The sequence below is a fragment of the Enterobacter sp. ECC-249 genome (assembly GCF_043965265.1).
Lineage (GTDB): Bacteria > Pseudomonadota > Gammaproteobacteria > Enterobacterales > Enterobacteriaceae > Enterobacter > Enterobacter quasiroggenkampii.
The window spans coordinates 3,917,173-3,935,148 of record NZ_CP143660.1; the positions used below are offsets into that span (position 1 = coordinate 3,917,173).

At 56.6% G+C, this 17,976-nt stretch carries 19 protein-coding genes; 10 read left to right on the forward strand and 9 right to left on the reverse strand.

Features of this window, described 5'->3' with window-relative positions:
• Positions 1 to 96: 96 nt before the first annotated feature.
• A complete protein-coding gene (ypfM, locus tag V1587_RS18615) occupies positions 97 to 156 on the reverse strand; it encodes a protein YpfM (protein WP_015572204.1) in 60 nt (19 codons plus the stop codon).
• 387 nt (positions 157 to 543) lie between these two features.
• Here ypfM and V1587_RS18620 point away from each other — a divergent pair, with 387 nt between their 5' ends.
• From V1587_RS18620 to V1587_RS18630, 3 genes are read left to right on the forward strand one after another with little or no spacing between them, the layout of a single operon-like run.
• Entirely contained in the window at positions 544 to 894 is a 351-nt protein-coding gene (locus V1587_RS18620; RefSeq protein ID WP_371897403.1) for an ArsC family reductase, read from the forward strand.
• A gap of 10 nt (positions 895 to 904) precedes the next feature.
• Positions 905 to 2,032 carry a succinyl-diaminopimelate desuccinylase gene (dapE, locus tag V1587_RS18625; RefSeq protein ID WP_023294260.1) on the forward strand — a complete coding sequence of 376 codons (1,128 nt, stop codon included), beginning with the start codon at positions 905 to 907 and terminating at the stop codon, positions 2,030 to 2,032.
• Positions 2,033 to 2,056: 24 nt separating this feature from the next.
• Complete coding sequence (locus tag V1587_RS18630; RefSeq protein ID WP_008501627.1) at positions 2,057 to 2,254, forward strand: YpfN family protein; 198 nt, start codon at positions 2,057 to 2,059, stop codon at positions 2,252 to 2,254.
• 93 nt (positions 2,255 to 2,347) lie between these two features.
• On the opposite strand, the gene ypfH is transcribed toward V1587_RS18630, so the two are convergent.
• From ypfH to dapA, 6 genes are all read right to left on the reverse strand, one after another.
• Positions 2,348 to 3,043, reverse strand: a complete 696-nt coding sequence (gene ypfH / locus V1587_RS18635) for an esterase (protein ID WP_371897404.1) — start codon at positions 3,041 to 3,043, stop codon at positions 2,348 to 2,350.
• Positions 3,044 to 3,116: 73 nt separating this feature from the next.
• A complete protein-coding gene (locus V1587_RS18640) occupies positions 3,117 to 5,063 on the reverse strand; it encodes a tRNA(Met) cytidine acetyltransferase TmcA (RefSeq protein WP_371897405.1) in 1,947 nt (648 codons plus the stop codon).
• The gene (locus tag V1587_RS18645; protein ID WP_371897406.1) at positions 5,063 to 5,932 is read right to left on the reverse strand and encodes a neutral zinc metallopeptidase; all 870 of its coding nucleotides are present in this window, start codon (positions 5,930 to 5,932) and stop codon (positions 5,063 to 5,065) included. Before V1587_RS18645 ends, V1587_RS18640 begins: the two co-directional genes overlap by 1 nt.
• A 120-nt stretch (positions 5,933 to 6,052) precedes the next feature.
• Positions 6,053 to 6,766 carry a phosphoribosylaminoimidazolesuccinocarboxamide synthase gene (gene purC / locus V1587_RS18650; RefSeq protein WP_008501631.1) on the reverse strand — a complete coding sequence of 238 codons (714 nt, stop codon included), beginning with the start codon at positions 6,764 to 6,766 and terminating at the stop codon, positions 6,053 to 6,055.
• 109 nt (positions 6,767 to 6,875) lie between these two features.
• Positions 6,876 to 7,910, reverse strand: coding sequence for an outer membrane protein assembly factor BamC (bamC, locus tag V1587_RS18655; protein WP_395314449.1), 1,035 nt, complete (start codon positions 7,908 to 7,910; stop codon positions 6,876 to 6,878).
• A gap of 16 nt (positions 7,911 to 7,926) precedes the next feature.
• Positions 7,927 to 8,805, reverse strand: a complete 879-nt coding sequence (gene dapA / locus V1587_RS18660; protein WP_008501633.1) for a 4-hydroxy-tetrahydrodipicolinate synthase — start codon at positions 8,803 to 8,805, stop codon at positions 7,927 to 7,929.
• 145 nt (positions 8,806 to 8,950) lie between these two features.
• Here dapA and V1587_RS18665 point away from each other — a divergent pair, with 145 nt between their 5' ends.
• Both V1587_RS18665 and bcp read left to right on the forward strand, forming a co-directional pair.
• Positions 8,951 to 9,520: a glycine cleavage system transcriptional repressor gene (locus tag V1587_RS18665; protein ID WP_104950379.1), complete on the forward strand. Its 570-nt coding sequence runs from the start codon at positions 8,951 to 8,953 to the stop codon at positions 9,518 to 9,520.
• Positions 9,520 to 9,990 carry a thioredoxin-dependent thiol peroxidase gene (bcp, locus tag V1587_RS18670; RefSeq protein ID WP_032659360.1) on the forward strand — a complete coding sequence of 157 codons (471 nt, stop codon included), beginning with the start codon at positions 9,520 to 9,522 and terminating at the stop codon, positions 9,988 to 9,990. Before V1587_RS18665 ends, bcp begins: the two co-directional genes overlap by 1 nt.
• Before the next feature lie 138 nt (positions 9,991 to 10,128).
• Here bcp and V1587_RS18675 read toward each other — a convergent pair whose 3' ends face one another.
• A complete protein-coding gene (locus V1587_RS18675; protein ID WP_371897408.1) occupies positions 10,129 to 11,193 on the reverse strand; it encodes an AI-2E family transporter in 1,065 nt (354 codons plus the stop codon).
• Between the two features lie 221 nt (positions 11,194 to 11,414).
• Between V1587_RS18675 and bepA the strand changes: the two genes are divergently transcribed.
• On the forward strand, positions 11,415 to 12,878 hold the full coding sequence (gene bepA, locus V1587_RS18680) for a beta-barrel assembly-enhancing protease (protein WP_395314450.1): 1,464 nt from the start codon (positions 11,415 to 11,417) through the stop codon (positions 12,876 to 12,878).
• A gap of 18 nt (positions 12,879 to 12,896) precedes the next feature.
• Positions 12,897 to 13,253, forward strand: coding sequence for an arsenate reductase (glutaredoxin) (arsC, locus tag V1587_RS18685; RefSeq protein ID WP_371897410.1), 357 nt, complete (start codon positions 12,897 to 12,899; stop codon positions 13,251 to 13,253).
• On the opposite strand, the gene V1587_RS18690 is transcribed toward arsC, so the two are convergent.
• Positions 13,250 to 14,074 (reverse strand): XRE family transcriptional regulator, encoded by an 825-nt coding sequence (locus V1587_RS18690; RefSeq protein WP_371897411.1) that lies wholly within the window; start codon positions 14,072 to 14,074, stop codon positions 13,250 to 13,252. The genes arsC and V1587_RS18690 overlap by 4 nt on opposite strands.
• Positions 14,075 to 14,220: 146 nt before the next feature.
• On the opposite strand from V1587_RS18690, the gene celB reads away from it, so the two are divergent.
• The 3 genes from celB to V1587_RS18705 are packed head-to-tail and all read left to right on the forward strand — an operon-like array spanning position 14,221 to position 17,921.
• Positions 14,221 to 15,540 (forward strand): PTS cellobiose transporter subunit IIC, encoded by a 1,320-nt coding sequence (celB, locus tag V1587_RS18695; protein ID WP_371897412.1) that lies wholly within the window; start codon positions 14,221 to 14,223, stop codon positions 15,538 to 15,540.
• Positions 15,541 to 15,543: 3 nt separating this feature from the next.
• On the forward strand, positions 15,544 to 16,500 hold the full coding sequence (locus V1587_RS18700; RefSeq protein ID WP_371897413.1) for a N(4)-(beta-N-acetylglucosaminyl)-L-asparaginase: 957 nt from the start codon (positions 15,544 to 15,546) through the stop codon (positions 16,498 to 16,500).
• Entirely contained in the window at positions 16,500 to 17,921 is a 1,422-nt protein-coding gene (locus V1587_RS18705) for a leucyl aminopeptidase family protein (protein WP_395314593.1), read from the forward strand. The genes V1587_RS18700 and V1587_RS18705 overlap by 1 nt, the downstream gene beginning before the upstream one ends.
• Positions 17,922 to 17,976 lie beyond the last annotated feature (55 nt).

The following is a 17,976-nucleotide window of genomic DNA, read 5'->3' on the forward strand; positions in this document are numbered from 1 at the left end:
AAAAAGGCGGCTTTATCGGCCGCCTTTTTATTGTGTGATTAATTCACACTATGGTTATTTTACTTATTTTAGTGCTCTTGCAATTCTTACTGAATGTCATTTACGAAGCATGCCTTCGATAAAATCTTTCCAGTTCCCCAGTTCACGTTCAATCATAACAACCTCTCTTATTATTATGTGCATTCTACAAAAACGTACCATCATTGTGAAGACTATTTAACCAATTGCTGTGATTGTACCCCACGTCCTGCGGGGATTTATGATAAATATGAACGGAGAGCCCTCAATTTTTTGTGACGGCCAGCAATATTTTGAAATAACCCTACGGACGGGTGAGTTTTATTTTATTGGCTGAGTTTATTGGGTTTTTAAAGTTTATGGACATCTATGCTTAAATGATGAAAGAATATTCAGCGTACAGATGTGAGTTGAATTAAGATGAAGCGTAAATCCAGACGATTCCTGAATGTGTTATATTCCACTTAAGGATATATCTTCGAATTTACTGAACATTTAATTATCAGAACGTCAAAAGGATTCACCATGGTTGTGATGTACGGCATTAAAAATTGCGACACCATCAAAAAAGCCCGCCGCTGGCTGGAAGCTAACGGCGTGGAGTACCGCTTCCACGATTACCGTGCCGACGGACTTGATGCAGAATTTCTGCATAGCGCGATCGGCGAGCTGGGGTGGGAAGCCCTGCTGAACACCCGCGGCACAACCTGGCGTAAGCTGGACGACTCTCTGCGCGCCAGCATCGTTGACGCCGACAGCGCGGCAAAACTGATGCTCGAGATGCCGGCAATTATCAAACGCCCATTGCTCTGCGCGCCAGGGCAGCCTATGCTGCTGGGTTTCAGTGAAACCCTTTATTCCGACTTTTTTCGTTGAGGTGTAGTTTATGTCATGCCCGGTCATTGAGCTGACTCAGCAGCTTATTCGCCGTCCTTCCCTTAGCCCGGACGACGCAGGTTGTCAGGCTCTTATGATTGAACGCCTGCGCGCCATCGGCTTTACCGTTGAACGCATGGATTTTGGCGATACCCAGAACTTCTGGGCGTGGCGCGGACAGGGTGAAACGCTGGCCTTTGCCGGGCATACTGACGTCGTTCCCGCCGGTGACGCGGACCGCTGGATTAACCCGCCGTTTGAGCCGACCATCCGCGATGGCATGCTGTTTGGTCGCGGCGCGGCAGACATGAAAGGCTCTCTGGCGGCGATGGTCGTGGCGGCAGAGCGCTTTGTGGCGCAGCATCCAAACCACAAAAACCGCCTCGCGTTTTTGATCACCTCTGACGAAGAAGCCAGCGCCCATAACGGTACCGTGAAGGTCGTTGAAGCGCTGATGGCGCGCAACGAGCGTCTCGACTACTGTCTGGTCGGCGAGCCGTCTAGCACCGAAGTGGTGGGTGACGTCGTTAAAAACGGACGCCGCGGCTCGCTGACCTGTAACCTGACCATTCACGGCGTTCAGGGCCACGTTGCTTACCCGCATCTGGCCGATAACCCGGTCCACCGCGCAGCGCCAATGCTGAGCGAGCTGGTGGCGATTGAGTGGGATAAGGGCAACGAGTTCTTCCCGCCGACCAGCATGCAGATTGCGAACGTCAAGGCCGGGACCGGCAGCAATAACGTGATCCCGGGGGATTACTTCGTCCAGTTCAACTTCCGCTTCAGCACTGAGCTGACCGATGAGATGATCAAGGCGCGCGTTATCGCCCTGCTGGAAAAATATCAGCTGCGCTACACCGTGGAGTGGTGGCTTTCAGGCCAGCCGTTCCTGACGCAGCGCGGCAAACTGGTGGATGCGGTGGTGAACGCCATCGAGCACTATAATGAAATTAAGCCACAGCTGCTGACAACGGGTGGTACCTCAGACGGACGCTTTATCGCCCGTATGGGGGCTCAGGTTGTCGAACTGGGACCAGTGAACGCAACCATTCATAAAATCAATGAGTGTGTCAATGCGGCAGATTTACAACTGCTGGCCCGTATGTATCAACGTATTATGGAGCAAATCGTCGCCTGACGAACGCTCTGAGAGGAATAGCGAATGGATTGGCTTTCAAAGTACTGGTGGGTTCTGGTGTTGGTTTTTCTGGTCGGCGTACTGCTTAACGTGATTAAAGACCTTAAGCGCGTGGACCATAAAAAATTTCTCGCCAACAAACCGGATCTTCCCCCGCACCGTGATTTCAACGACAAGTGGGACGATGACGACGACTGGCCGAAGAAGGACCAGAAGAAGTAATCCCCTCACCCCCAGCCCCTCTCCCCGGAGGGGCGAGGGGTGCCATGTTCCCTCTCCCCTCCGGGGAGAGGGTTAGGGTGAGGGGGAAAAACCTCACATAAACTCAACAATATCATCGTTATCCGGCTTACCGCCGCTGAGCGCTTCATCAAAGTAGTGCTTCGGTACGGTATAGCGCAAACGATCGAGCGCGAACTGCATGCTGCGGTCGTCAATGGCGTGGCCCAGATCGTCAACGATATCCAGCGTCACATCCCCACCTTCCCGAATCAGCGCTTCCTGGGCAGCAACCGCATGCGAGAGCTCAATCACCCGGTCTTCGCCACCGTGGATTAAGTGGATCGTGGTCCGCGTGGTTGCGCTTGTCGGTAACGTCGCAAAACGGCCGTTAAACGCGATCACCCGTGACACCAGACCTGGCTGCGCCTTTACGCTTTCCAGCGACATGATTGACCCCTGCGAGAAGCCAATCAGCGCGGTCGCATCAGCTCCTACGCCGCTCTGCTGCTGCCAGTAGCGGACGACGTCGATAAAGGTCGGCATGATGGCATCAATGCGCGCCTGACGGTTCTCTTCCGTCACGCCCTGAACCGAGAACCACTGCCGTCCGTTCGGGCCACATGGCTCTACGCCACCGATACTGACAATCAGCGCTTCGGGGAAAACGGGCGAAAACCAGCTGCCAATCTGCCCCATATTGACGGCATTATCGCCAACACCATGAAACAGAAGCAGTAACTGTTTAGCCGGTTTGTCTGGGCTTTGAACAACAAAATGATCGTGTTTCATGGTGGTCTCCTTAATAGATGACCTGGATTCTACGCCTCACGACGTGAATGACCATGCCACTTTACTGAAGAAGTCATTGAAAAAATTGCCATTGCAAAATGTCTTCTTTCAACTGCTGGCTGCGCGGATAATCAAGACTTTCAATCGCTTGCGCGGTTTCACCCCGCAACGTTGCCAGCAACGCTTTTCGCCCAACGTCTTCTGTTTTTCCTGCCATTTTCCCACGCAGGGCCGGAAGCGGCATGTCCACGGTTAACAACAGCCGCGTAAGTGCGGCAACAGAGGTTGAAAACGCCCGATGGGCAAAAGCAAACCCCGCCAGCTCCAGCCAGTCGTCATTATTAAGGGTAGCTTCCCAGCGGTCTTCTACGGGGAGCTTTTCACCGTTCCAGGCCGACAGGACGCGCATATCCCGGCACAAACGCTGATGTTCCTGCACACACAGCAGACGCCCGGCTTCGCTCTGCGGCAGCAAGGCCATTGCGGTGTAGCAGCCGCTGCTGGCTTCACGATGGCTGCCCATCCGCACCAGCACAAACCCGCATTGCTGCCAGAAACGCCACAGCTCATCGGTAAAGCCAAAGCTCACCGACAGATAATCTTCGCCGCTGGCGCCGCGAACAAGCGCCTGGCCAATCCCTTCCCGCTGACGGTGAGGATGTACGGCAATGCGGGTCACCCGTCGTCCTCTGAGCGTCGCCGCCAGCGGAGAGCCGCCGTGCGCCGCCAGAGACTGCGCCACCAGGTTCCCGCGCGGACGCCGGTATCCTGCCCACACGGCGCGGCTAAGCTCAGGGGAGAGCCCGCCCTCCTCCACCAGCCAGAGCGCCCCGGCGATAACCGGGTTCGTTTCGGCTACGGCAAACTGCTGCCCGGGCGCGTCCATCATGCGGCGTAAATCGAGCGGCGAGGTGCGATAATGTGCCGCACAGAGGAGCTCGTATACGCTCGCAGCAAGCGCCGGGCGGCTTTCCCATGCCGTCGGCGTCAGAGACGTTAAATGCACCTCTCCTTCCGGGCGACGGTCGATCAGCGTATCGTCAAACAGCAGCGCGCTGGCGACAACCCGCTCGAGCGGGCAGCCCGCCGCCCAGCGTACCGGTGTAGATAAGCTGTAGCGTCGCAGCCCGGCAAACCGACCGCAGAATTTAAGCAAGAATCCCCGGCCCGTTCCTTCATATCCCTGCACCGTGGTGGTCAACAGCACGCGAGGGAAACGGACAACTAACTTTTCCAGCAGAGGTCCGGGGATCGCCGCGGCTTCATCAACAATCAGCCAGTCTGCCCGGTGTGAAGAGGCAAGCAGCGCGTCCGGGGCCATAAAGTGAAAACGCTCTCCGGCAAAGCGGGCGATGATATCTGTCGCCCCTTTCGACGGCGCGGTAACCACGGCGCTGCCTGCAATGCGACTCAGCAACATTCCCGCCAGGGCTGATTTTCCACGCCCGCGTGCGGCGGTGACGGCCACGATGCCATCCGGCATCGTCTGCAGCACATCCAGGATCTCAGCCTGCTCGCGCTGCGGGGCGCCGCTGGCAGGCTGCCAGTCTGGCGCGTCGGGAAAAGGCGGAAGGGATAACGCGCGGCCCTGAAGCCAGACGATCGCCTCGGGATCGGCGTCAATTGTCCGGCAGAAATGGTGAACAAAATGCGGCGTGGCTATCGCTTCAGCGCTGTCGCTCCAGCGCAAAGAATCGCCGTCAGGCCTGTCGGCCCAGTCAGAAAGCGGAGGAACCCGCAGCACCAGGAGGCTTCCGGCGCTCAGCGTTCCGCTCAGGGCGGCAAACGCGGCGACATCAAACCCGGCGCTGGCGTCAAAAACAGCATGGCGGAACTCGCGTCCCAGCAGGCCGCTGATGGCCTTTGAAGGGTGCTCGTCCAGCCAAATCCAGTCTCCGGGCAAGGCGTCACGCAGGGCAACAGCCTGGGTTAACGTCCACTGCGCCTCACCGCTGAGCACCACCAGCCGACGATGGCCGGTGCGCTCAAGCTCGCGTATCAGCAGTTCAAACGCCAACATTACATCGCTTTGCCGAAGGTATTACACTGCGCCGGATCGCCGCTGTCGAAGCCGCGTTTGAACCAGCTGTAGCGCTGCTGTGAGGTACCGTGTGTGAAGCTGTCCGGCACGACGCGCCCCTGGCTCTGCTGCTGAAGACGGTCGTCACCGATAGCCTGAGCGGCATTTAACGCCTCCTCAAGATCGCCGGATTCCAGAACGCCCTGCTGCTGCATGCTATGGCCCCAGACGCCCGCGAAGCAGTCCGCCTGCAGCTCCATTTTGACGGACAGCCGGTTAACTTCTGCCTGCGAGGCATTTTGCTGCATCTGGCGTACTTTTGGCTCAATCCCCAGCAGCTTTTGCACGTGATGGCCGACTTCATGCGCGATAACGTAGCCCTGGGCGAAATCACCGTCAGCGCCAAGCTTGCGTTTCATGTCATCGTAAAAAGAGAGATCGATATAGACGGTGCCGTCTGCCGGGCAGTAGAACGGCCCCATCACAGATTGCCCGGTACCGCATCCGGTGCGGGTTGCCCCCCGGTACATCACCAGCTTCGGCTGCTGGTAGGTACGCCCCATCTTCTCGAACAGCTGACCCCAGGTGTCTTCTGTTGTGGCGAGAATAACGGAGGTAAATTTGGCCGCTTCATCTTCATTCGGGCTGATGGAGCGCTGAGAATGCTCCTGCTGTTGCAGCGGCTGACCGGTCATCAACCCGGTGAGATCGACGCCGTAATACCCCGCGACTAAAACCACAATCAGCAGGATGATACCGCCCTTGCCGCTGGGTAAGCGGAAGCCTGGCCCACCCATTGAAGGACCGCCGCCGCCATCACTGCGTCTGTCTTCTACATTGTCACTTTCACGACGCCCTTGCCAGCGCATAACCACCTCGAACTATTCCATTAATAATAGCTATGATCGTAGGCGGTTAACGGCAAGATTACCATAGGAAACAAAGGTAAGACGCCAAAGGATGGGAACATCCTTTGGCAAGTGAGGGAGTTAGTCGAGCTTAACGCCTAAACGGTGAGCAACCGCTTCGTACGCTTCAATCAGGCCACCCAGGCTCTGACGGAAACGGTCTTTGTCCATTTTATCCAGGGTTTCTTTATCCCACAGGCGGCTACCGTCCGGTGAGAACTCATCGCCCAGCACCACTTCGCCTTTGAACAGACCAAACTCTAGCTTGAAGTCGACGAGGATGAGGCCCGCATCATCAAACAGTTTTTTCAGCACGTCGTTGGCTTTGTAGGTCAGCTCTTTCATGCGCGCCAGGTTCTCTTTGTTCACCCAGCCGAAGGTTTCGCAGTAGGAATCATTGACCATCGGGTCGTGCATCGCGTCGTTTTTCAGGAACAGGTCGAACAGCGGTGGATTCAGTTCGATACCTTCTTCAATGCCCAGACGCTTCACCAGGGAGCCCGCCGCACGGTTACGAATAACACACTCAACCGGAACCATATCCAGTTTTTTCACCAGACATTCCGTATCGGACAGCAACGCTTCCATCTGGGTCGGGATACCCGCTTCGGCCAGTTTGGTCATAATGAAGTGGTTGAACTTGTTGTTCACCATGCCTTTACGATCGAACTGCTCAATGCGTGCGCCATCCCCTGCTGACGTATCATTGCGGAACTCGAGCACCAACAGATCCGGGTTTTCCGTGCTGTATACGGTTTTCGCTTTGCCACGATACAACTCAGCTTGCTTCTGCATCTTCATTACTCCTGGTGTGATGATTTGTGTTCAAAACTGGGGATATTATGCCACGCACACGTTTGCGTAGCACGAAAATAAAAAGGGCTGGATTCACCAGCCCTCGTATTTATTTGCTGAATGCTGCCTGGAAGACAGCGACCAGCGCATCGTTCTGCGACTGGGTCAGCGTATGACCTTTTGGATCGATAAACTGCAGACTGCTGCGGTTATCAAGGTCGCCTACCTGAATCTTGTAGTCACCGGAGGCAAGCTGAGGATCTTTCGCGCCCAGTTCCTGCCATGCGCTGTCGGAGAGCGGCTTATACGTTGCCGTCATGCTGCCGGTCGAACGCGTGCTGTCGGTCACTTTCATGCCCACTTTTTCCAGCGTCGCTGGCAGACGTTGCCAGGTCTGGTTAAACGGTGCACGTACCACCAGCATTGGCAGGCCGGTATCATCCGCGCCGCTCTGGACATCAAAGGTCACACCGTTGCGACTCTGCGCAGCGTTGGCGGCATCGGTCGCGGTCTTATCCAGACCCGCGGCAATCACGTTCAGCATTTCGGTGCTGTAACGCTGCAGGGACGAGGCATCCGCCACCGGTTTACCCGCCTGTTCCAGGTTCAACAGCTTAACGTTAACCGCCTGCTGGTAACCCTGTGGTTTTACGGAGACTTGATAACGACCGCGGTACTGCTGGTCTTCATCCAGACGGTTCCATTCGATCCAGTCGGTGGTTAACGTCTGGCTGGCGTCATCGCGTTTATCGATGGTGTAGTTCTTCGACTGAATGACGCTGACAACCTGCGGCCACAGATTGCTACCGCGCGCGCTCTCAACCATCAGAGACGCGGTATCACCGGTGAACTGGGTACGCGCCCCGTTGACCAGCGCCAGAGGCTGTGCTGGCGGACGAATATCAAGCGCTTTACCGACCAGGCCGCTGCCGTTGGTCACGGGAATATTATAATCGCCGTTCTGAATCGGCAGGATCATACCAGCCGGTGCGTGAAGTTCAGCAAGCGGGGTCGCATCCAGATAGGATTCATCACCGCTCACCTGGCGCTTGTAGCGCGAGTCTGAACTACAGGCAGCGAGCAGCATAACAAGCGAAACACTCGCAACCTTCGCCAGGCGCGACTTCTGTACTGAATAAGCCATCAAATCTCCCTAAACTCTACAGCAAACCGGCATGCTTCAGCGCCGCCCTGACGATGTCACGACCGTGGTCGGTAATCGGTGTCATTGGCAGACGCAGCGTGTCGGTTGCTACAAGCCCCAACTCCTTACATGCCCATTTCACTGGGATCGGATTGGGTTCGACAAATAATTTATTGTGCAGCGGCATCAGACGCTGATTTATGACACGCGCTTCATCAAAGTGACCGGCCGCGGCCAGTTTGCACATTTCAGCCATGTCGCGCGCCGCAACGTTTGCCGTTACGGAGATCACGCCATGACCACCGAGCTGCATAAAGTCCAGCGCGGTCGCATCATCACCGCTCAACAGGATAAAGTCGTCTGAAACCAGCTCTTTGATCTGATGAACGCGGCTTAAGTTCCCCGTCGCCTCTTTAATACCGATAATATTTTTTACTTCCGAGAGACGGCCAACGGTTTCCGGCAGCATATCGCAACCGGTACGGGACGGCACATTATACAGAATTTGTGGCAAGTCAGTATGTTCAGCGATGGCTTTGAAGTGCTGGAACAAACCTTCCTGAGTTGGACGGTTGTAATAAGGGGTCACCGTCAGACAGCCAACGATGCCGCTGTCGTTAAAACGTTTGGTCAGGCTGATCGCTTCTGCGGTGGCATTCGCGCCTGTGCCCGCGATGACCGGAATACGTCCGTCAGCCAGTTCCAGGGTCAGCATCACTACATCGCCGTGCTCGTCGTGGCTCAGCGTTGCGGATTCACCGGTAGTCCCTACCGAAACGATCGCCGAGGTTCCATTGGCGACATGGTAATCAATCAGCTTCTTCATGCTAGACCGGCAGACGTTACCTTTTTCATCCATCGGTGTTACAAGCGCGACAATACTTCCCGTGAACATGAGCCATCCTCTGTGCGAACAAGAGTCTCAATGGTACGTTTGGAACTGTAATAAAAGCAAGCGACCTGAGGGCCTCAGGCGGTTGTATGCATGTTTTTTTTATGCTTTCCTTAGGAAGACTTAACCATGCAAAGGAAGAACAGGTTTGACAACCTCATCACAACATTACCTGGTTATCACTGCGCTGGGTGCCGACAGGCCGGGTATCGTGAACACCATCACCCGCCACGTAAGCAGCTGCGGATGTAATATCGAAGACAGCCGTCTGGCCATGCTCGGCGAAGAGTTCACATTTATTATGTTGCTTTCCGGGACATGGAACGCCATCACGTTGATTGAATCGACTCTGCCGCTGAAGGGCGCCGAGCTGGATTTGCTGATCGTCATGAAGCGCACTACTGCGCGTCCGCGTCCGGCATTGCCTTCTACCGTCTGGGTACAGGTTGAAGTGCCTGATTCTCCACATCTGATTGAGCGTTTCACGGCGCTGTTTGACAGTCATCAGATGAATATTGCCGAACTGGTTTCCCGTACGCAGCCGGGGGACGCAAGCACGGTTCCCACGCTTTTTATTCAAATTACCGCACACAGTCCTGCGTCACAGGATGCGTCAAATATCGAGCAAGCGTTCAAAGCCCTCTGTACAGAATTAAACGCGCAGGGCAGTATAAGCGTCGTCAATTATTCGCAGCACGAACAGGATGGAGTTGAGTAATGAATCCACTGAAAGCCGGTGACATCGCACCGAAATTTAGCTTACCGGATCAAGACGGCGAGCAAGTAAATTTGACCGACTTCCAGGGACAGCGTGTTCTGGTCTATTTCTACCCGAAAGCCATGACCCCCGGCTGCACCGTACAGGCCTGCGGCTTACGCGACAACATGGACGAGTTGAAAAAAGTCGGCGTGGAAGTGCTGGGTATCAGCACCGATAAACCAGAAAAGCTGTCACGATTTGCTGAAAAAGAGCTGCTGAACTTCACGCTGCTTTCTGACGAAGATCATCAGGTATGCGAGCAGTTCGGCGTCTGGGGTGAGAAGACGTTTATGGGTAAAACCTACGACGGCATTCACCGCATCAGCTTCCTCATTGACGCTGACGGTAAAGTTGAACACGTGTTTGACGACTTCAAAACCAGCAACCACCACGACGTGGTGTTGAACTGGCTGAAAGCAAGCGCCTGAAAGTGAGTGTCGGGTGGCGGCTTCGCCTTACCCGACCTACAAGGTCAATGCAAAACGGCAACCCAGGTTGCCGTTTTTAATGTTTTCCCCCTCTCCCCGTGGGAGAGGGTCGGGGTGAGGGCATCAGGCCGTTCAACACTACTTCTCTTCCACCGCCGGCACATCCGGCCACGCGTGGACGACCGCTTTAATCAGCGTTGCCAGCGGAATGGCGAAGAACACGCCCCAGAATCCCCACAGCCCGCCGAAAATCACCACCGATAAGATAATCACCAGCGGATGCAGGTTCACCGCTTCGGAGAACAGCACCGGTACCAGCAGGTTACCGTCCAGCCCCTGAATAATCAGGTACACCGCGAAGCAGCTCCAGAACTCGGTACCCAGCCCAAACTGGAACAACGCCACGCAAACAACCGGAATGGTCACCACAAACGCGCCAATGTACGGGATCAGGACCGACAGCCCCACCAGTACCGCCAGCAGCAACGAGTAGTTGAGGCCGAAAATCAGGAAGCCAATCCAGGTGGCGACCCCCACGACAATCATCTCCAGCACCTTGCCGCGAATGTAGTTGGTGATCTGCTGGTTCATCTCTTCCCAGACCTGCCCCGCCAGCCCGCGGTTGCGCGGCAGAATACGGCGCACGGCGTTGAGCATCTGGCCTTTATCTTTCACCAGGAAGAAGACCATCAGCGGCACCAGCACAAGATAGACCGCCAGCGTCAGCAGTCCGACCAGGGACGCCAGGGAGTACTTCACCACCGAATCGCCCATCGTCATGATGCGGGCGCGCATGTTTTCGGCCATCGCGTCGATAATCCCGGCATCCATCAGCGCAGGATAACGACGCGGCAGCGTGGCGGCGAAATCAGACAGTTTGTTCAACATGCCGGGCATATCGCGAATCAGGTTGATTCCCTGCTGCCAGGCAACCGGCATCACTACGAAGGCCATCAGCAGCAGGATGCCGACAAACAGCACCAGCACGATGCTGGTCGCCCAGCGGCGGGAACAACCGATATGTTCCAGGCGCGCCGTGGGCCACTCCAGCAGGTACGCCAGCACAATCGCCACCAGCAGAGGGGCGAGCAGACCGCTGAAGAAGAACAGGATACCGAACCCGGCGACCAGAATAACCAACAAAGCAATGGCTTCCGGATCGCTGAAGCGACGCCGGTACCACTGCATTAACATTTCGAGCATACAACCCTTCCCTGAATCGAATGGCGGGAGTGAGAAGGTGAATTGTATCTAACTGTCACAAAAAAGACTTTCGCTTTTTGTATCCCGATAGCAATCCGCAAAAGCCTGATGAATGGGATTTTCTTCATGCTATAACATGGCTACACTCGCAGGGCAGCAGAGATGAACGATATGCCGGTTCATCGGTCAAATTAGCACATCCAACATACAGGACAGTGGTTATGTTCAGGCAATTGAGAAAAACACTGGTTGCAACACTGATTGCCGCGGTGACGGTCGGTCAGGTGTTGCCCGCTTTTGCTGACTCGTCCGATACATTGCCGGACATGGGCACCACAGCAGGAAGCACGCTCTCTATTGGGCAAGAGATGCAAATGGGGGATTACTATGTTCGCCAGCTGCGCGGCAGCGCCCCGCTGATTAACGACCCTTTGCTGGTACAGTACATAAACGGGCTGGGGATGCGTCTGGTTTCGCACGCCGACTCGGTAAAAACCCCCTTCCATTTCTATTTAATCAATAATGACGAAATCAACGCCTTCGCCTTCTTTGGCGGCAACGTGGTGCTGCATTCGGCGTTATTCCGTTACTCAGACAACGAAAGCCAGCTGGCCTCGGTGATGGCGCACGAAATTTCGCACGTCACTCAGCGTCACCTGGCGCGAGCGATGGAAGACCAGAAACGTAACGCCCCCCTCACCTGGGTGGGCGCGTTGGGCTCTATTCTGCTGGCGATGGCCAGCCCGCAGGCCGGGATGGCGGCCCTGACCGGTACGCTGGCAGGAACGCGCCAGGGGATGATCAGCTTCACCCAACAAAACGAACAGGAAGCGGACCGCATCGGGATTCAGGTGCTGCAGCGTTCGGGCTTTGACCCGCAGGCCATGCCGAGCTTCCTGGAAAAACTGCTCGATCAGGCGCGTTACTCTTCCCGTCCGCCGGAAATTCTGTTGACCCACCCGCTGCCGGAAAGCCGTCTGTCGGACGCGCGTAACCGTGCCAACCAGATGCGCCCGGTCGTGGTCCAGTCTTCGCAGGATTTCTACATGGCGAAAGTGAGAACGCTTGGGATGTACAATTCCGGGCGTAACCAGCTCACCAGCGACCTGCTGGATACCCTGGCGAAAGGCAACGTACGCGAGAAGAACGCCGCGCAGTATGGTCAGGCGCTCCAGGCGATGGAAGCCAGTAAATACGACGAGGCGCGTAAAGCGCTGCAACCGCTCCTGGCTGCCGACCCGAACAACCCGTGGTATCTCGATCTGTCGACGGATATCGATCTGGGTCAGAAGAAAACGGCCGATGCGATTAACCGCCTGAAAGGGGCAAAAGATGTCCGTACCAACCCGGTGCTGCAGCTTAACCTGGCGAACGCTTACTTGCAGGGCGGCCAGCCGGGCGAAGCGGCGACCATCCTGAATCGCTACACCTTTAATAATAAAGACGATCAAAACGGCTGGGATCTGCTCGCTCAGGCGGAAGCCCAGCTCGGCAACCGCGATCAGGAGCTGGCGGCGCGCGCCGAAGGCTTTGCCCTGGTGGGCCGCCTCGATCAGGCCATTTCCGCGCTCAGCAGCGCCAGCTCGCAGGTCAAACTCGGCAGCCTCCAGCAGGCCCGTTACGATGCGCGTATCGATCAGCTGCGCGGCCTGCAGCAGCGCTTTAAGCCGTACGAGAAGATGTAATCAAGGAGAATTCACGTCATGACAGACGCCGTAAAAATTTATCACAACCCGCGCTGCTCCAAGAGCCGCGATACCCTGAGCCTGCTGAAGTCTAACGGCGTTGAGCCGGAGGTGGTGCTGTACCTCGACACCCCACCTGACGCGCAAACCCTTCGCCAGCTGCTGCACATGCTGGGAATGAGCAGTGCAAGAGAGCTGATGCGTCAGAAAGAAGATCTGTATAAGTCGCTTAACCTGGATAACAGCAGTCTCACCGAGGCTGAGCTGGTCCAGGCGATGGTTGAAAATCCAAAGCTGATTGAGCGCCCGATTGTGGTGGCGAACGGCCAGGCGCGCATTGGACGTCCGCCGGAAGACGTGCTCGAGATCATCTAGTCCTTATGCCGCAGCGCTTCCAGAAAAGCCTGCGGCGTACTCTCTCCCAGCTTTTTCTGCGCTTTTCCCCGGTTGTAAAATTCGCACAACTGGATCAACAGCTCGCCTGCCGGCTCACTGTTCAGGCGCGGAATGATTTCACATAGCGGCAGAGCAACCTGAACGGCGCGGTATTGCCGTGGATGCACCGTTACGGTGGTATTGCGCTCCTTTAGCTTCACCTCGAAACCAAAAGTCTCAACAGATTGAATATCTGCCGGACAGGCTTTCAGCGCGTCGTTCGCCCAGTGGGCCAGCAGCTGCGGAGAAATGCCCGCGTACAGCCGGGCGTAGCACCAGCCGCTCACCGGTTCGCGCGCCCAGAGCAGATGCTGTTCCCCGCCATCGTCCATATGCAGCGACAAAGGCTGATGATGTAACAGGAGTTTTTGCGGCACGATGCCTGCCTTCAGCGCCTTTTTCCCCTGCAACATCGCGCCCTTCTGCTTTACCGAAGCCGGTTTGAGGTAGCGGTTCAGGGTCGCGCGGGATACGGCGATCCCGAGTCCGTTATTGACCATCTGCAGCAGTTCGTCCAGCGGGGCGCCCGTGATATCCCGCAGGGCATTGACCAGCGCAACCTGCTCTTGTCTCAACGCTTTGTGTATCACTTTTGGCGTCGTATGGTTATCCGAAACCTGCTCGCGGTTGCGCCAGCGCCTGACGGTAGTGACCGAAATACCCAACTCCGTGGCGAGCTCTCTGTCGCTTTTATCTGACTGCTGAAGATAGCGACGGATGCGCGGCGTCGTGGTGGCATTAGCATGCAGTTTAATTTCCATCGCAGGATCCTCAGAACCAATCTTGTGAGATTTATACTACACCAGCGATTGCTTTGTGACCGATTTCACCTTTCGCTCGCCACGCTTCACTGATAATCCCCAGACATAACACAAACAACACCCCTCAATCTTGTACGGAGTTCACAATGAACAATGTTCTGGGATTTCTCGAAGCAAAACTGATGCCGCTGGCGGCCAAAACGGCCCAGCAGCGTCATCTCGGGGCCATTCGCGGCGCCTACGTATCATTCATGCCGTTTATCATCGTCGGCTCTATTTTGCTGGTGATCTCGTCGTTCCCGAATCAAGCCTATCAGCAGTTTATGTCTCAGGCCTTTGGTGAAAGCTGGAGCGCCATTATCGAAATCCCGTTCAACGCGGTGTTCTCCACCATGTCGCTGTTTATCAGCTTCCTGGTTGCCTTCCGCCTGGCGGAACACTATGGCGAGGATCGAATCTCATGCGGCATCCTGGCGCTGGTCGCCTTTCTCATCCTGACGCCCTTTATCAAAGTGGCGGAAAACGGCGGTATTACCGTCATTCCGGTGGAGTGGATTGGCAGCAAAGGGCTGTTCGTGGCGATGATTGGTTCCCTTCTCTGGACGGAGCTGTTTTGCTGGCTCAAGCGCAAAAATCTGGTCATCAAAATGCCGGAAGGCGTGCCTCCGGCGGTGCAGGAGTCGTTCGCGGCGCTGATCCCTGCCCTGCTGGTGATGATTCTGGTGCTGGGTATCCGCATCGTGTTTGAAAACACCCACTACCACACCATCCACCAGTTTATTTACGAAGTAGTTGCCACGCCGGTGCGCCACTACGGCACCTCTTACTTTGGCGCGCTGATGACGGTGTTCAGCATCACCATTCTGTGGTCGGTGGGCATTAACTCCGGCTCGATGATCAACGGCATCATTCGTCCGCTGTGGATGGAGAACCAGACCGACAACATCGCCGCGATTCAGGCAGGCACGACGCCGCCGCATATTATCACCGAACAGTTTTTTGACATGATCTGGATGGGCGGCGCGGGGGCTACGCTGTCGCTGGTGATTGCGATGCTGATTTTCGCCCGCAGCAAAAACATGCGTGAAGTGGCGCGCCTCGGTGCCGGAGCATCAGTGTTTAACATCAACGAACCGATCCTGTTTGGCCTGCCGGTGATCATGAACCCGATCATGCTCATCCCGTTCAACCTGGTGCCGCTGGTGCTGGTCACCGTGCAGTATGCGGCGATGAAGATTGGCGCGGTTGCCGTCACCACCGGGGTGTTTATTCCCTGGACGCTGCCGCCGGTCATCAGCGGTTTTATCGTCACCGGGCACCTGAGCGGCAGCGTGATGCAGCTGATCAACCTGCTGATTGGCGCCATGCTGTATCTGCCTTTTATGCGTATCGTGGACAAACAGTACCGCGCGGCGGAAATGGCCACCGTTACGCAAACCGACACCACCCTTGCAAAACAGGAGTAAAGCATGTGGGGAATTATCGCGACCTGGCGAATGGCGCTTGAAGGCGTCACCGAGTCTGCATCTGCGCTGGCTGCGGGTAAACCTGTCTCCGCTGCGGTGGTGGATGCCGTCGCCGCCGTCGAAGACTTTCCGTTTTATAAATCCGTCGGCTACGGCGGGCTGCCCACCGAAAATGGCGAAGTGGAGCTGGACGCCGCCTACATGGACGGCGACACGCTGGCGTTTGGTGCCGTGGGCAACCTGGTAGATATCGCCAACCCGGTACGCGTGGCGCATGCGTTAAGCCGCCAGCGCTACAACAGCCTGCTGGTCGGCCAGGGCGCGCGCGAATGGGCGCTAAGCCAGGGCTTTGCCGACAAAACCATGCTCACTGACCGCGCCATGCAGCACTACCGCAAACGCTGCCGCGAAACGCTGGATAAGGGCTTAAGCCCTTACGACGGACATGACACCGTCGGCATTATCGGCCTCGATAAACAGGGGTCAATGAGCGTCGCTACCTCCACCAGCGGCCTGTTCATGAAAAAACGCGGCCGACTCGGCGATTCGCCAATCATCGGTTCCGGCTTTTACTGCGACAGTGAAACCGGCGCCGCCACCGCCACGGGCGTCGGGGAAGATCTGATGAAAGGTTGTACCAGCTTCGAAATTGTCCGCCGCATGGCGCAGGGCATGACGCCCCAGCAGGCGGCGGATTCAGTGGTGTTCGAACTTGAAGACAAGCTGATGTCGCGCTTTGGCCGCGCGGGCGATCTTTCCGTGGTGTGCATGAACAACAGGGGCGAATTCGGGGCCGCCACCAACATCAAGACATTTTCGTTTGTGGTGGCGACGGCTCGCCAGCCCCTCACCGTTTTTCGTACCGAACGCCTGCGGGAGAGAACGCATTATCACGCGGTAGACGATGAGTGGATGCAGGCCTATGCCGCGCGGATCCGCGCGCCTATTGAGGAGTCATGATGATTACGTATCAGTTTATCAACGCGCTTTCTGACGCGGCTCCGCAAAGCCATTTGATTGCGTCCGCCTCCTGTGCGCATTTGCCCGAAACGGCGCTTGTCGCGGAAATGCGCAAGTCTGCCAGCATCGCTGACACCCGCTTCGGCTGCGCCCCGTTTGCCCGGATAACCCTGCTGCCGGATGCCCTGTGGCAGGATAATCTTACCGAAGGATTACTGACGGCGCTTCGCCCGCTGCTGGCCTCGCCCGTCAGCCCCGAGCTGATACTGGACGTTACCGATATCGACGATGTGGTGCTGGCGCAGGTGCTGCGTTTTCTCTTTAATCAGGCGCACAGGCTTAGCGACCTGAAGCTGAAGAAAACGGATGAATCGGCTGTGCGCCTTACGCACATTACCGCCCTTTGCCTGCCGGAACAGCAGGCAAAACTGGAGGGGATCTTCCGCCAGCAGCAGGCCATCGCCCACGGCATGGTCGCGGCGCGACGTCTGGCGGATATCCCGTCCGACCGATGCACGCCGCAGTTTGTAGTCGAAGAGGCGCAAAGGCTCTGTGCCGCCTTCCCCGCCCTGCGCTGCGAAGTGCTGAACGAAAAGGCTATTGCTGAGGAGGGTCTGGGGCTGCTGCACGCCGTTGGCAAAGGAGCGACCTGTCCGCCGCGCCTGCTGGCGATTCATTATGACGGCGTCAACGACGACCCGGTGCGCTGCTATGTGGGAAAAGGCATTACCTTTGATACCGGTGGCCTGTGGCTGAAGGAAGGCGCGGGCATGTACACCATGAAATACGACATGTGCGGCGCGGCTAACGTGCTGGGCCTGATGCTGACCGTCGCAGAGCTGGCGCTGCCCGTACGCATCATGGGCGTGCTGGCGCTGGCGGAAAACGCTATAGGTCCGAACGCCATGCAGCCCGGCACGGTAGCAACGGCCTGCAACGGCACCACCGTTGAAATCAACAACACCGATGCCGAAGGCCGACTGGTGCTGGCGGACGCCATCGCCTGGGCCAGCCAGCGGCATCCACAGGCTCAATATATTATTGATATAGCGACCTTAACCGGTGCGGTCGTAAAGGCGCTGGGGTATGAGTTGAGCGGGCTGATGACGCAGGATGAACCGCTGCGCGCGGCGCTGACGCTGGCGGGCAAGCAGAGCGGCGATGAAGTGTGGTCCCTGCCGCTGGATGCGCGACTGAAAAAACAGACCGACAGCGCGATTGCCGATCTGTGCAACACGCCGACCAATAATGCAGCAATCAGTGCGTCGGCGGCGTGGCTGCTGCATCACTTCTGTCCGCCAACTATTCCGTGGGCGCATCTGGACATCAGCGGTACGGCGCTGTGGCGCGAAAACGGACGGAGCGTGGCGTCGGGAAGACCGATTCCACTGCTGGTTGAGCATCTAATGGGGGATATTTAGCCGGGTGGCGGCTACGCCTTACCCGACCTACAAAGTGCGGCGGATTTTCGTAGGC